The sequence below is a fragment of the Streptomyces sirii genome (assembly GCF_045690365.1).
Classification (GTDB): Bacteria; Actinomycetota; Actinomycetes; order Streptomycetales; family Streptomycetaceae; genus Streptomyces; species Streptomyces sirii.
This window is the reverse complement of record NZ_CP147982.1, coordinates 4,230,182-4,244,287: the sequence shown is the minus strand read 5'-3', so window position 1 is coordinate 4,244,287 and position 14,106 is coordinate 4,230,182. Positions and strand designations below refer to the sequence as shown.

At 71.3% G+C, this 14,106-nt stretch carries 10 protein-coding genes; 7 read left to right on the top strand and 3 right to left on the bottom strand.

What is annotated here, in order from left to right:
* Nucleotides 1-2: 2 nt before the first annotated feature.
* From nuoL to nuoN, 3 genes are read left to right on the top strand one after another with little or no spacing between them, the layout of a single operon-like run.
* Nucleotides 3-1,886, top strand: coding sequence for an NADH-quinone oxidoreductase subunit L (gene nuoL, locus WAB15_RS18955; protein ID WP_399146496.1), 1,884 nt, complete (start codon nt 3-5; stop codon nt 1,884-1,886).
* Between the two features lie 3 nt (nt 1,887-1,889).
* A complete protein-coding gene (locus tag WAB15_RS18950) occupies nt 1,890-3,548 on the top strand; it encodes an NADH-quinone oxidoreductase subunit M (RefSeq protein ID WP_407286963.1) in 1,659 nt (552 codons plus the stop codon).
* Nucleotides 3,545-5,197, top strand: a complete 1,653-nt coding sequence (gene nuoN, locus WAB15_RS18945; RefSeq protein WP_407286962.1) for an NADH-quinone oxidoreductase subunit NuoN — start codon at nt 3,545-3,547, stop codon at nt 5,195-5,197. Before WAB15_RS18950 ends, nuoN begins: the two co-directional genes overlap by 4 nt.
* An 83-nt stretch (nt 5,198-5,280) precedes the next feature.
* Here the strand turns inward: nuoN and WAB15_RS18940 are convergent, their stop codons facing one another.
* The 3 genes from WAB15_RS18940 to fahA all read right to left on the bottom strand — a co-directional run bounded on the left by WAB15_RS18940 (nt 5,281) and on the right by fahA (nt 8,291).
* A complete protein-coding gene (locus tag WAB15_RS18940; RefSeq protein WP_399146499.1) occupies nt 5,281-5,766 on the bottom strand; it encodes a hypothetical protein in 486 nt (161 codons plus the stop codon).
* A 658-nt stretch (nt 5,767-6,424) separates the two neighbouring features.
* Nucleotides 6,425-7,069, bottom strand: a complete 645-nt coding sequence (locus WAB15_RS18935) for a GPP34 family phosphoprotein (protein ID WP_407286961.1) — start codon at nt 7,067-7,069, stop codon at nt 6,425-6,427.
* A 4-nt stretch (nt 7,070-7,073) separates the two neighbouring features.
* On the bottom strand, nt 7,074-8,291 hold the full coding sequence (gene fahA / locus WAB15_RS18930; RefSeq protein WP_407289251.1) for a fumarylacetoacetase: 1,218 nt from the start codon (nt 8,289-8,291) through the stop codon (nt 7,074-7,076).
* A gap of 520 nt (nt 8,292-8,811) precedes the next feature.
* On the opposite strand from fahA, the gene WAB15_RS18925 reads away from it, so the two are divergent.
* From WAB15_RS18925 to WAB15_RS18910, 4 genes are all read left to right on the top strand, one after another.
* Nucleotides 8,812-9,963, top strand: coding sequence for an ATP-grasp domain-containing protein (locus WAB15_RS18925; protein ID WP_407286960.1), 1,152 nt, complete (start codon nt 8,812-8,814; stop codon nt 9,961-9,963).
* A complete protein-coding gene (locus WAB15_RS18920; protein ID WP_407286959.1) occupies nt 9,960-11,165 on the top strand; it encodes an FAD-dependent oxidoreductase in 1,206 nt (401 codons plus the stop codon). The genes WAB15_RS18925 and WAB15_RS18920 overlap by 4 nt, the downstream gene beginning before the upstream one ends.
* Before the next feature lie 381 nt (nt 11,166-11,546).
* Nucleotides 11,547-12,560, top strand: a complete 1,014-nt coding sequence (locus tag WAB15_RS18915) for a polyprenyl synthetase family protein (protein WP_399146503.1) — start codon at nt 11,547-11,549, stop codon at nt 12,558-12,560.
* A 258-nt stretch (nt 12,561-12,818) separates the two neighbouring features.
* Nucleotides 12,819-14,090 (top strand): outer membrane lipoprotein carrier protein LolA, encoded by a 1,272-nt coding sequence (locus WAB15_RS18910; RefSeq protein WP_399146504.1) that lies wholly within the window; start codon nt 12,819-12,821, stop codon nt 14,088-14,090.
* The last annotated feature ends 16 nt before the right edge of the window (nt 14,091-14,106 follow it).

Genomic DNA, 14,106 nt, shown 5'->3' with positions numbered 1-14,106 from the left:
AAGTGGAGAACTTGATCGCGCTGCTTGTCGCGGCACCGCTGGTCGGTGCGGCCCTGCTGCTGTGCGGCGGCAAACGACTCGACCGCACCGGCCACTGGATCGGCACCCTCCTGGCGGTGGCGTCGTTCGCCGTCGGGGTGGCGCTCTTCGTCGACATGCTCGGCAAGAGCCCCGAGCACCGTGCGCTGCATCAGCATCTGTTCAGCTGGATCCCGGTCGGCGGCTTCCAGGCCGATGTCGCCTTCCAGCTCGACCAGCTGTCGATGACCTTCGTCCTGCTGATCACCGGTGTCGGATCGCTGATCCACATCTACTCGATCGGCTATATGGAGCACGACGAGCGGCGCCGCCGCTTCTTCGGCTATCTCAACCTCTTCCTCGCGGCGATGCTCCTCCTGGTCATCGCCGACAACTACCTTCTGCTGTACGTCGGCTGGGAGGGCGTCGGTCTCGCCTCGTACCTCCTGATCGGGTTCTGGCAGCACAAGCCCAGCGCGGCCACCGCCGCCAAGAAGGCGTTCATCGTCAACCGCGTCGGCGATATGGGCCTGTCCATCGCGATCATGCTGATGTTCACGACGTTCGGGACCTTCGCCTTCGGGCCGGTGCTCGCGGCCACCGCAGACACGTCCGAGGGCAAGCTCACCGCCATCGGGCTGATGCTGCTGCTGGCCGCCTGCGGCAAGTCGGCACAGGTGCCGCTGCAGTCCTGGCTGGGGGACGCGATGGAGGGCCCGACCCCGGTCTCGGCCCTGATCCACGCCGCCACGATGGTCACCGCCGGCGTGTATCTGATCACCCGCTCCGGGGCGATCTTCAATGCCGCGCCGGACGCGCAGACCGCCGTCGTCGCGGTCGGCGCGGTCACCCTCCTGTTCGGTGCGATCGTCGGTTGCGCCAAGGACGACATCAAGAAGGCCCTGGCCGGCTCGACGATGTCGCAGATCGGCTACATGGTCCTGGCCGCCGGCCTCGGCCCCATCGGCTACGCCTTCGCGATCATGCACCTGGTCACCCACGGCTTCTTCAAGGCCGGCCTCTTCCTCGGCGCCGGTTCGGTGATGCACGGCATGAACGACGAGGTCGACATGCGCCGTTACGGCGGCCTGCGCCGGTACATGCCGGTCACGTTCGTCACCTTCGGCCTCGGCTATCTGGCGATCATCGGCTTCCCCGGACTGTCCGGCTTCTTCTCCAAGGATAAGATCATCGAGGCGGCCTTCGCCAAGGGCGGCACCGAGGGCTGGATCCTCGGCGGCGCGGCCCTCCTGGGCGCCGCGATCACCGCGTTCTACATGACACGGGTGATGCTGATGACGTTCTTCGGCGAGAAGCGCTGGAATCCGCAGGAAGTGCATCCGCACGAGTCGCCGAAGGTCATGACGCTCCCGATGATCGTGCTGGCCGTCGGATCGGTCTTCGCCGGCGCGCTGTTCAGCGTCAACGACGCCTTTGTGAAGTGGCTGGAGCCGGTCACCTCGTTCGCGCACGGCCACTCCCCGGTCAGCGCCACCACCGTCACCGCCTCGACCGTCGTCGTCCTGCTCGTCGGCGTCGGCGTCGCCTGGATGATGTACGGCCGCAAGCCCGTCCCGGAGCTCGCCCCGCGCGGTTCATGGCTCACCCGGGCCGCCCGCCGCGATCTGCTCCAGGACGACTTCAACCACGTCGTCTTCGTGCGCGGCGGCGGCGAGGTCACCACCACGCTCGTCCAACTCGACCGCTCCCTGGTGGACGGGGCGGTCAACGGCACGGCGGCCTCCATGGGCGGACTCTCCGGCCTGCTGCGCCAGTTGCAGAGCGGCTTCGTCCGCTCCTACGCGGTCCAGATGCTGGGCGGGGCCGCCGTTCTCGTCGCCGCGACCCTGCTGATGAGGGGTGTCTGAGCCATGTCGTTTCCCCTGCTGACGGCAACGGCCGTGGTGCCGGCGGTCGGCGCGATCGCCACCGCCGCGCTGCCCGCCGCCAAGCGCACCGCGGCCAAATGGCTCGCGCTGCTGTTCTCGCTGATCACCTTCGCGCTGGCCCTGGTCGTCGCGTTCCGCTTCGACCCCGGCGCCAAGAGCCCGTATCAGCTCACCGAATCGCACGCCTGGATCCCGGACTTCGGCGTCCGCTACGAACTCGGCGTGGACGGCATCGCGGTCGCCCTGATCGCGCTGACCGCCCTGCTGATCCCCTTCATCATCCTGGCGGGCTGGCATGACGCCGACCCCCTCGAAGAGGCCACGCCCAACCGGCGCTGGCGGCCCACCCATGGCTTCTTCGCGCTGATCCTGGCCGTCGAGGCGATGGTGGTGATCTCCTTCGAGGCCACCGACGTCTTCCTCTTCTACATCTTCTTCGAAGCCATGCTGATCCCGATGTACTTCCTCATCGGCGGCTTCGGGGACCGCGCGGGTGCGGACGGGGAGGAGCAGGCCGCCGGCCGGCGGTCGTACGCCGCGGTGAAGTTCCTGCTCTACAACCTCGCCGGCGGCCTGATCATGCTGGCCGCGGTGATCGGGCTGTACGCTGTCACCGCCGACCAGCTCGGAGGCGGCACGTTCTCGCTCCAGCAGATCGTCGAGGCCCGGGCGGCCGGCAAGCTGGACATCGCCGCCGGCACCGAGCGGCTGCTCTTCCTCGGCTTCTTCTTCGCCTTCGCGGTCAAGGCGCCGCTGTGGCCGCTGCACACCTGGCTGCCCGGCGCCATGGGCGAGTCGACCGCGCCGGTCGCGGTGCTGATCACCGCGGTCGTCGACAAGGTCGGCACGTTCGCGATGCTCCGCTTCTGCCTCCAGCTCTTCCCGGAGGCCAGCAGCTGGGCCACCCCCGCCATCCTGGTGCTCGCACTGATCAGCATCGTCTACGGCGCGCTGCTCGCGGTCGCCCAGCGGGACATCAAGCGGCTGATCGCCTACGCCTCGATCTCCCACTTCGGCTTCATCATCCTGGGCATCTTCGCGATGACGTCTCAGGGCCAGGGCGGCGCCACGCTCTACATGGTCAACCACGGCATCTCCACCGCCGCACTGATGCTGGTGGCCGGCTTCCTGATCAGCCGCCGCGGCTCGCGCCTGATCGCGGACTACGGCGGCGTCCAGAAGGTCGCCCCCGTCCTCGCCGGCACATTTCTCATCGGCGGCCTCGCCACCCTGTCGCTGCCGGGCCTGGCACCGTTCGTCAGCGAATTCCTGGTCCTGGTCGGCACGTTCACCCGCTACCCCGTGATCGGCATCATCGCCACCTTCGGCATCGTCCTCGCCGCGCTCTACGTCCTGGTCCTCTACCAGCGGACGATGACCGGGCCGGTGAAGGCCGAGGTGACCGGCATGCCCGACCTCAGGGTGCGGGAGCTGGTGGTCGTGGCGCCGCTGATCGCGCTGCTGATCTTCCTGGGGGTGTATCCGAAGCCGCTCACCGACATCGTCAATCCGGCTGTCGACCACACCCTGTCCGTCGTGGACAAGCGAGACCCCAAGCCCACTGTGCAGGTGAACGCCGTGCCCGGTGGAGGCCGGCACGGCCACGCCGCGAACGATCAAGACGTGGAGGCCGCGAAGTGAGTTCCGTGGCAAGTGTCCACAGCCTGTGGACGGTGGCGGCCGGCGCACCGGGCAAGATCCCGGGGCCGCACATCGAGTACGCCCAGCTGTCGCCGACGCTGATCGTCCTCGGTGCGGCGGTGATCGGCGTGCTGATCGAGGCGTTCGTGCCGCGCCGCGCCCGCTACCACTCCCAGTTGCTGCTGTCCCTGGTGACGCTGGCCGCCGCGTTCGCCGCGGTGATCGGCCTGGCGGCCGGCGGCTTCGGCTCGTCCAAGGCGCATATCGCCGCCATGGGTGCGATCGCCGTCGACGGCCCCGCCCTGTTCCTGCAGGGCACGATCCTGCTGGTGTCCCTGATCGCGGTCTTCACCTTCGCCGAGCGCCGGCTCGACCCGGCGGCGCACGGCAAACGGGTGGACTCCTTCGCGGCCCAGCCCGCCGCCGTCCCCGGTGGCCCGGCCGAACAGGCCGCGGTCAAGGCCGGGTTCACCACCACCGAGGTCTTCCCGATCGCCCTCTTCGCGATCGGCGGCATGCTGATCTTCCCGGCCGCCAACGACCTGCTGACGCTCTTCGTCGCCCTGGAGGTCTTCTCCCTCCCGCTCTACATCCTGTGCGCGCTGGCCCGCCGCCAGCGACTGCTGTCGCAGGAGTCCGCCGTCAAGTACTTCCTCCTCGGCGCCTTCTCCTCCGCGTTCCTCCTCTTCGGCGTCGCCCTGCTGTACGGCTACGCCGGCACCGTGACGTACGCCGGGATCGCCGAGGTGATCTCGGACGGCGCCAAGCAGATCGACCCGGCGCTGGCCGGCACCATGGGCAACGACGCGCTGCTGCTGATCGGCGCGGCGCTGGTACTGATGGGCCTGCTGTTCAAGGTCGGCGCGGTCCCGTTCCACATGTGGACCCCGGACGTCTACCAGGGTGCGCCGACCCCGGTCACGGGCTTCATGGCGGCCGCCACGAAGGTCGCCGCCTTCGGCGCGCTGCTGCGGCTGCTGTACGTCGTCCTGCCCGGCATGCGCTGGGACTGGCGGCCGGTGCTCTGGGGCGTCGCGATCATCACGATGCTGGGCGGCGCGATCATCGCCATCACCCAGACCGACATCAAGCGGCTGCTGGCCTACTCCTCCATCGCGCACGCCGGCTTCATCCTCGCCGGTGTGATCGCCACCAGTGAGGACGGCATCTCCTCGGTGCTCTTCTACCTCGGCGCCTACTCCTTTGTGACGCTCGGCGCCTTCGCCGTCGTCACCCTGGTGCGGGACGCGGGAGGCGAGGCCACCCAGCTGTCCAAGTGGGCCGGGCTCGGCCGCCGTTCGCCACTGGTGGCCGCGGTCTTCGCCGTCTTCCTGCTGGCCTTCGCGGGTATCCCGCTGACCTCCGGCTTCGCCGGGAAGTTCGCGGTCTTCAAGGCGGCGGCGCAAAGCGGCGCGGGCTGGCTCGTGGTGGTCGGTGTCATCTCCTCCGCCATCGCCGCGTTCTTCTACATCCGCGTCATCGTGCTGATGTTCTTCAACGAGCCCAAGGCGGAAGGCCCGACCGTCGCGGTCCCCAGCCCGCTGACGACCACGGCCATCGCCATCGGCGTCGCGGCCACCCTGGTGCTCGGTCTGGCGCCGCAGTACTTCCTCGACCTCGCCGGGCAGGCCGGGGTCTTCGTGCGCTGAGGCACGGCAGCCGACACGCACAACGGCCGCCGCCCGCAACCCACTCGGGTTCGGGCGGCGGCCGTTGCCGTGCAGGGCCGCGGTCAGCTCTTGGGCATACCGCTCGGCAGCTCGGGCATGTCCGGGATCTTCACGCTGCCGTCGCTGGACTTGGTGTACTTCTCGGTGGGGCCGCTCTTCCAGTCGACGGTCAGGGTCTTGCCGTCCGAACCGGGCTTGAGGGTGCCCATGGTGCGGGTGGTGTCCCCGTCGGTGCACTTGAGCGCGGCCATGGTCATTCCGGCCATCGTCTGGACCTTGCCCAGGCAGGCGGCCTTGTGGCCGTTGCTGAACGCGACCGTGCCCTCCTTGATCACGAGGATCAGCGGGCTGCTGTCCGATCCGGCCTTCCAGGCTCCCTCGATCGCGGTGGGGCTGGCGGGCTTGTCGGCGTCTCCCGGAGTCGACGGCGCGGCCTCCGGCGTCTTGCTCGGCTTGCTGTCGCTGCCGTTGCCGCCGCTGCTTCCGCAACCGCTGAGCAGCATCGCGGCGATGGCCGCCGCCCCGGCGATCTGCGCTGCCTTGCGCACGTACGTCTCCTCCGTTGTGGGACAGGGAGACGTGAGGCTAGCAGTGCCCTCCACGGCTCTCGGTCCCGTCACCGTATTGCGGCAACGCCGGTACGGAGTTGGTGTGGGGCTGTGACGCAGAAATGGGGCGATAGGGAGTAAAGGGTTCGAAGTGGGCGGGGGGTGAGGGTAGGGGAAAGCGGGCCGGGGGAGCGGGCCTGGGCGAGGGCAGGGACGCGGCGCGGGTGAGGAGGGAAGCGGGTGTTGGCGAGAGCAGGGGGCGTGGGTGGGGGGGAGAGCAGGGGGAGTGGGCCGGGAGCGGGCTGGGTTGGGTTGGGCTGAGTGGTGGGGGACGGGCTGGGTTGGGATGGGCTGAGTGGTTGGGGGCGGGGAGGGGGCGGGGCGCACAGCTACTGCCTTAGGGGCTCCTCTCCCCCCGCCCCCTCCCCACCCCACCCCTCCACCTCCCGCTCCAGCAGACGCTGCCGAGGCAACCGCGACCGCCAGAAGCTCCGCCAAGACCTCTGCCGAGGCCCGCCGCCGGAACCTCTGCCAGGGTCCTGCCAGGTCCACTCCGGGCCCTCTGTCAGGGCCGCGGCCAGGACCCTGCCAGGCGCTCCGTCAGGCCCTCCGCCGCGGCCACCGGCGGACGCATCGCACTCTCCGGCCCTCGTCCGCCCTAAGCCCCGCCCCCGGCGCTCTGGTCGTCCTGGACTGCGCGGAACGCGGCGTGCGCTGTCCACTCCTCCTTGGCCAGGCGTCGCAGATCGCGGCGGAGTGGGCGGAAGGAGCTGCCCGGCAGGAGCTTGGCGTCCAGACCCGTCGCCGAGGAGTACGCCGCCAGGAGGCGGGCGCGCCGGTCGGGGAGCCTGGCCTCGACCGCGGCCTTGAAGCGGGCGCGGGCCGGACCGGTCAGGTCCACCGCGCCCGACGGGAAGCGCTCGTATGGGAAAAGGCCCAGGGCGCGGTGGGTCTGTCTGCGCAGTGCGCCGCGCTCCTCCAGCCGGCGCAGGCACAGCTCCTGGACGGGGCGGCCGGCGCCGCGTACCCAGCGGTGGGCCCTGACGCCCCGGCCGCCCTTGGCGGCGGCGGGCAGCGTTGCCAGGGCGCCGTCGAGTATCGGGTCGCCCAGCGGCAGTGGATTGGCCACCCTGACGCGGTCGCCGCGCTCGACCGCGATCCGCCCGGTCGCCTCCAGGTCGGCCAGCGCCGCACCGGCCAGCCCGTACCGCAGGTACCGGGGGTTGTTCAGGGGGCGGCCGCGGGCCGGGTCGAGGGCGAGCAGCAGCAGCTCCTCGGCGAGGGTGAGGGGCGCGTCGGTCATATCACTACGGTGTCCCCACCGCGGGTGCGGGCAGGATGCGGCCGGTGACCTCGCCCAGCTCGATCCGGGCGCCGCCGGGGCCCGGGGCCCAGGCGGTGAGGGTGACCTCGTCGCCGTCCTGGAGGTAGGGGCCCTTGCCCTGGGTGAGTTCGAGCAGGCAGCCGAGCTGATCGGGGTCGGGACCGGAGACCGTGCCGGAGGCGAACAGATCGCCGGTGCGGAGGGAGGCACCGTTGACGGTCATATGGGCAAGCTGCTGGGCGGCTGTCCAGTACATGCTGGCGAACGGGGGCCGCGAGACGACCTCGTCGTTGATCCGCACCTCCATGCGGATGTCGAAGCCGCCCGGCTCCACGCCCGAGTCGTCGAGGTAGGGCAGCGGCGGGACGTCCCGGGCGGGAGGTGGCGTACGGGCCTCGTCGAGGGCGTCGAGCGGGGTGATCCAGGCGGAGACGGAAGTGGCGAAGGACTTGCCGAGGAACGGGCCGAGCGGCACGTACTCCCAGGCCTGGACGTCGCGGGCGGACCAGTCGTTGACGAGGCAGACGCCGAATACGTGGTCACGGAAGGAGCTCAGGCCGACGGGCTCATGGAGCGTGGAGGGCGTGCCGACGACGAAGCCGACCTCGGCCTCGATGTCGAGGCGGGCGGACGGGCCGAAGGTCGGGGCCTCGTCCGCGGGCGCCTTGCGCTGGCCGTTGGGCCGCACCACCGGGGTGCCGGTGGCGACGACGGTGCCCGACCGGCCGTGGTAACCGATCGGCAGATGCTTCCAGTTGGGCGGCAGTCCCGCGTCGTTCGGGCGGAAGATCCGGCCGACGTTGGTGGCGTGGTACTCACTGGAATAGAAGTCGACGTAGTCGGCGACCTCGAAGGGGAGGTGCAGGGTGACCTCCTCCAACGGGTGGAGCAGCGGCGCCACTTCGTCGCGGTGCGCGGGGTCGGTCACGGCGGTGTGCACGGCCGCGCGGATCTGCTGCCAGACGGGCCGGCCGGCGGCGAGGAGGGGGTTGAGGGTCGGCGCGGTGAGGAGCTCGGCGTGCGGATGGATGGCGGCCGGCAGGGCGCTGGGCAGGGCGCTCAGGTCGAGGACATGGGCGCCGTAGCGGACGCCGATGCGGTGTTGGTCGGGCGCATCGATGGTGCTGAAGACGCCGTAAGGGAGATTGTGCGGGCCGAAGGGATCGCCTTCCGCCAGCTCGAACGGGCTCTGCTCGGGCATGGACAGCTCCTCGCGTTCGTCGTCGCCGGTGGGCAGCCGGGCCGTCCGGGGGCTGGTGCGCCCCGAGCCGGTGGCTGTGTTGATCAGAGTACGGCCGGGCACGTCGCGGTGAAGAGGCCTGTGGATAACTCGCGCGGACGGTTGCGCCGGGCGAGCGGGCGGCGGTCGGTGCGGCCGAGGTGCCGGTCGGCCGATCGGATGGGCGGGGCCGCTCGGTGGGGCGGTCGCGGGGCGCGAGCGCGGCGTATGCGTAGGAAGTCGGCCCGCGGCCGTAGCCCGGTACGCCCCAAGTATTGGCAATGTCCGGAAAGGTCTTGCCGCCCTATGCAATTCGGTCCTAGCTTCCTTTCCTGGCACGGGCCGGGGAGGGGCAGTTCCGTTGGGGGGACACGTGGCTCGCAATGGCGCACGGCTCGCGGTCGACCGGAGTGTTCCGGGGCTGATCGTGAAGATCGGGGCTTACCCCTTGCATCACGGCGGTGTGGGGGCGATTCGCAGCCTGGGGCGGCTCGGTGTCCCCATGTACGCCGTGACGGAGGACCGCTTCACGCCGGCGGCGGCCTCCCGCTATCTCCGCGGCCGCTTCGTGTGGCCGACCACCGGGCGCGAGGAGCCGGACCGCCTGGTGGCGGGGCTGCTGCGGATCGGCCGCCGGATCGGCCGGCGGACGGTGCTGATCCCCACCGACGAAGAGGCCGCGGTGCTGATCGCCGAGCATGCCGAGGCGCTCGCCGGATCGTTTCTCTTCCCGCGGGGGGCGGCGGACCTGCCGCGCAAGCTGGCCAGTAAGCAGGGCCTGCACGAGCTGTGCGTGGCGCACGGCGTGCCCTCGCCGGCGGCCGCCTTCCCCACGTCCTACGGGGAGATCGAGGCGTACGCCAGGCAGGCGCGCTTCCCGGTGGTGGCCAAGAACCGCGAGGCGTTCGTACGGCGCAGAAGCCCCGCGGTCGCCGGCACGACCCGGATAGAGGGGCCGGGGCAACTGCTCCACCTGGCGCGGGGCTGGGGGCCGCGGCCCAGCGTGGTCCTCCAGGAGTACCTGCCCCGCGAGCAGGCCGAGGACTGGATCGTGCACGGCTGCTTCGGCGCGGACGGCGCGCCGCTGGCGCTGTTCACCGGCGTCAAGGTGCGCTCCTGGCCACCGCACGCCGGCATGACGGCCTGCGCGTATGTCGTCGACAACCCCGAACTCGCCAGGGCGTCCGCACAGTTCATCCAGCGGATCGGGTTCACCGGGATCGCCGACCTGGACTGGCGGTTCGACCGCCGCGACGGCCGGTACCGGCTGCTGGACTTCAACCCCCGTATGGGCGCGCAGTTCCGGCTCTTCGAGAGCACCGCCGGTGTCGATGTCGTACGCGCCCAGCACCTGTACCTCACCGGGCGCACCGTCCCCGAAGGCGCCCAGCGGGCCGGGCGCCGCTTCGTCGTCGAGAACGTCGATCTGCCCGCGCTGGTCGCCTACCGGCGCGGCGGCTCGGGCACCGCGCACGTACCGGCGCGGGCCTCGGGCACCGAACTGGCCTGGCTCGCCGGGGACGACCCGCTGCCGTTCTTCACCATGCTCGCGCGGTCCGTCAGGCCGGGCGCCCAATACCTGATGCAGCTGCGCCGGGCGGGTCGCCGGGCGGGCACCGACGCACCACCTAGGCAAGGGGAGGAACCCAAGTGAGCACTCCGGTAGCGGTCATCGGGGCCGGCCCGTACGGCTTGTCGACGGCCGCGCACCTACGGGCGCGCGGCCTGCCGGTGCGGGTCTTCGGCAGCCCGATGGTGAGCTGGCACGCGCAGATGCCCGCGGGCATGCTGCTCAAGTCGACGCCCGCGGCCTCCACCATCCACGCCCCGCAGGGCGGGCACACCCTCGGTGATTACTGCGCGGCCACGGGGGAGGGGCGCCGCTACGAGTCGGACTGGGACATCATCCCGGTGGAGGCGTTCGTCCGGTACGGCCAGTGGGTGCAGCAGCGGCTGCTGCCGGATCTGGAGCAGGTCAGGGTGGTCTCGGTCGACCGGCGGGCCGACGGCTTCGAGCTGAAGCTGGACAGCGGTGAGCAGTTCGGCGCACGGGCCGTGGTCGTCGCCACCGGGCTGAGCGGTCTGGCGCACCTGCCGCCGGAACTGGCCGCCGCGATCCCGGACGGGCCGTCCGCCACCGGGCCCGTCTCGCACAGCTCGCAGCACCACGACCTGTCGGCGCTGGCCGGCCGGGAGGTGGTGGTGATCGGCGCGGGGCAGTCGGCCCTGGAGAGCGCGGTGCTGCTGGCCGAGGCGGGCGCGGCGTCCGTAAGGGTGGTGGCGCGTGGGTCCGCAGCCGTGGGCTTCGGCGCTCCACCGGACCGTCAGCCGCGGCTGCGGCCGCCGTCCCCGTTCGGCAACGCCTGGTCGTTGTATGCGCTGTCGTACCACGCCGACGCGTTCCGGCGGTTGCCGGCGTCGCTGCGCCGGTACCTGGTGCGCAGGGTGCTCGGCCCGCTGGGCGCCTGGTGGCTGCGGGACCGCTTCGCCGGCCGGGCGCAGGTCACGCAGGGGCGGCGGATCGTACGGGCGACGGTGCGCGACGGCCGTCCCGTACTGGCGCTGCGTGGCGCCGACGGCCAGGGCGGGGAGCTCGCGGCCGACCATGTGCTGGCCGCGACCGGCTACCGGATGGACCTTGCGGCGCTGGACTTCCTGGGCCAGGGGCTGCGCACCGAGATCGTGATGCGGGCCGGCGGGCCCCTGTTGGACGCCGGTTTCGGCTCGTCGGTATCGGGGCTGTACTTCACGGGGCTGCCGGCGGCCGCCTCGTTCGGCCCGGTGATGCGCTTCGTCTGCGGCACGGAGTTCGCCTCGCCCCGGCTGGCGCGGGCGGTGGCGCGGGCGTACGGGTGACCGGCAGGGGCGTCCGGGCAGGTGCCCGGCCGGGCGCCCCAGGAGTCATGAAGTCCCGCCGTCGCCTCTGGGGGAAGGCGCGAGTGGCCCGTGAGGATGGCTGAAGAACGCCTCTTTAGGGGCGGGTATTCGGCTCTTAGATCAGGGCTGTGGCTCGTGGGGTGGGTGGGAAACCGGATGCCTTTGTTGCCCCGTTGACCGGAGTCAAACCCGCATCAAAAGGTGATCCGCAACGTACCGGCCGGGGGCCGCCGCGCTTCGCGGGCGGTTCGGGGGGCGGGCGCTCACTGTGATCGAACTGAGACCGGATACGCTGGCCAATGGTGGAGACAGCGACAGATCGACATTCAGTTTGATCGTCAGCAGACAGGAGTACCCCTCGTGACCGTCGTCGGGCCCTTCGGGCTGAGCGTGCGGGACCAGGCTCTTGAGGCCGATGTCCAGGCCGGGTTGGCGGCTGTCGAGGAGGGCCTGCTGGAGGCCACCAAGAGCGACGTGCCGTTCATCACCGAAGCCGCGCAGCATCTCGTGCGCGCGGGCGGCAAGCGGTTCCGGCCGCTGCTGGTGGAGCTGGCAGCCCAGTTCGGTGACCCCCACAGCCCGGGCGTGGCGCCCTCGGCCGTCGTCGTGGAGCTGACGCATCTGGCGACGCTCTACCACGACGACGTGATGGACGAGGCGGATGTGCGCCGCGGCGTGGCCAGCGCCAACGCCCGCTGGGGCAACTCCGTCGCGGTGCTGACCGGTGACTTCCTCTTCGCCCGGGCCTCGCACATCCTCGCCGACCTCGGCCCCGAGGCGGTCCGGATCCAGGCCGAGGCCTTCGAGCGTCTGGTGACCGGCCAGATCCTGGAGACCGCGGGGCCGCGCGACGGCCGGGACCCCGTCGACCACTACCTGGACGTCCTCGCCGGCAAGACCGGTTCGCTGGTCGCCGTCGCCTGCCGCTTCGGCGCGATGATGTCGGGCGCCGACGAGGCGACGGTCAACATCCTCACCCAGTACGGCGAGCGGCTGGGCACGGCCTTCCAGCTGGCCGACGACGTCCTCGACATCGCCAGCGACTCGCACGAATCGGGTAAGACGCCCGGCACGGACCTGCGCGAGGGCATCCCGACGCTGCCCGTCCTGCATCTGCGGGCGCGGGCCGAGAGCGCCTCCGGCACGCCGGAGGACCGCGCGCTGTGCGAGCTGCTGTCCGGCGATCTCACCGACGACGCCCGGCACGCCGAGGCGCTGGCCGGCCTGCGCGCCCACCCGGCGCTCGAAGAGGCCCGCCGGGACACCGTGCGCTACGCGGAGGAGGCCCGCGCGATGCTGGCGCCGCTGCCGCAGTGCCCGGCCAAGGAGGCCCTGGAGGGGCTCTGCGACGCGGTGGTGCACCGAGCCGGGTGACGTTGGGCGGGCAGAACCCTGAGGGGTCGCCCGTCCGTCCCCTAGGGAGTGATCAGACTCCCGTCGTACGTGCAACGCCGTGCGGTGACCCGGCGTCATACCTCAGCAGTACGACGAGTTGGCCCCGCGGGCTGACGCGATACGCCGCGGGCTTTGGTGAGATGGAAAGCACCAGAGCGCGGCGGACGGGTCACCTTGAGCCCAGGGGTGGGCGAGCGGACAGCGCAGCAACCGCCGCATACGACGGAGGTAGGCAAGATGCCACGGTACGAACCGACAGAGGTCACCGAAGGGGACGGGGGACACTCCCCGAAGCGCCGTAAAGCGGTGCGGTACGCCGTGCCGGTCGCGGTGGCGGGAGTGGCGGCGGCCACGATCGGGCTGGTCCCGGCGTTCGCCGGCGGCTCTCCGGACCTGCCGAAGATCTCGGCACAGGACCTGATCGCCAAGATCGCCAAGTCGGATGTCCAGCAGCTCTCCGGCACGGTCCGGATCACCACCGACCTTGGCCTGCCCGCCCTGCCGGGCATGGCCGGAGGGGCCGGCGGCTTCGGCGGCGGCCAGGGCGGCGGCGAGAAGAAGGGCGACGGCGCGTCCGCGGCGCCCGAGAGCAAGCTGATGGAGCTGGCGTCCGGTGCGCACACGCTGCGCGTCGCCGCCGACGGCCCCGACAAGCAGCGGCTGTCGATCGTCGACAAGGCCGCCGAGTACAGCCTCGTCCACAACGGCAACGACGTCTGGGCGTACGACAGCGGCAGCAACACCGCCGTCCACAGCACCGCGCCGGACGCCGGCCGGCACGGCAAGCAGCGCCAGGCGCCCAAGGACCTCCCCAAGGACCTGAAGAACGCCACCCCGCAGGACCTGGCCAAGCAGGCCCTGGAGGCGGCCGGGGACACGACCTCGGTCACCGTCGACGGCACCGCCAAGGTCGCCGGGCGGGACGCCTACCAGCTGCTGATCAAGCCCAAGCAGGCCGCTTCGACGGTCGGCTCGATCCGGGTCGCGGTGGACGCCGCCAACGGCGTCCCGCTGAAGTTCACCCTGACCCCCAAGAGCGGTGGCGCGGCCGCCATCGACGTCGGCTACACCGATGTCGACTTCGCCAAGCCCGCCGCGAGCCTGTTCTCCTTCACCCCGCCCAAGGGCGCCGAGGTCGTCAACGGCGACCAGGAGCGGGCGAAGGCCGAGCGCGAACACGGCAAGGGCGCCAAGGACTTCGGGTCCCGCAAGGGCATGAAGGACGTCGAGAAGGACCTGGGCGGGCTGAACGTCATCGGCAAGGGCTGGACGTCCATCGCCACGATCAAGGGCGCCGGCCCCGGCCTGCCCTCGGGCAAGGACCAGGGCGCGGGCGGCGACGTCGGCAAGTTCCTGGACAGCCTCGGCGACAAGGCCAGCGGCTCCTTCGGCACCGGCCGGATCTTCAGCACCCGCCTGGTCAACGCCCTGATAACGGACAACGGCACGATCTACGTCGGTGCCGTCGACAAGCAGGCCCTGATCGACGCGGCCAACGCCGCCAAGTAACGGGCCGCCACAGCAC

What these genes read in the sequence shown, in the direction of transcription:
- WAB15_RS18950 (WP_407286963.1), top strand. Translation starts at nt 1,890, where the DNA reads ATGTCGTTTCCCCTGCTGACGGCAACGGCCGTGGTGCCGGCGGTCGGC.
- WAB15_RS18910 (WP_399146504.1), top strand. Translation starts at nt 12,819, where the DNA reads ATGCCACGGTACGAACCGACAGAGGTCACCGAAGGGGACGGGGGACAC.
- WAB15_RS18925 (WP_407286960.1), top strand. Translation starts at nt 8,812, where the DNA reads ATGTACGCCGTGACGGAGGACCGCTTCACGCCGGCGGCGGCCTCCCGC.
- WAB15_RS18935 (WP_407286961.1), bottom strand. Translation starts at nt 7,069, where the DNA reads ATGACCGACGCGCCCCTCACCCTCGCCGAGGAGCTGCTGCTGCTCGCC.
- fahA (WP_407289251.1), bottom strand. Translation starts at nt 8,291, where the DNA reads ATGCCCGAGCAGAGCCCGTTCGAGCTGGCGGAAGGCGATCCCTTCGGC.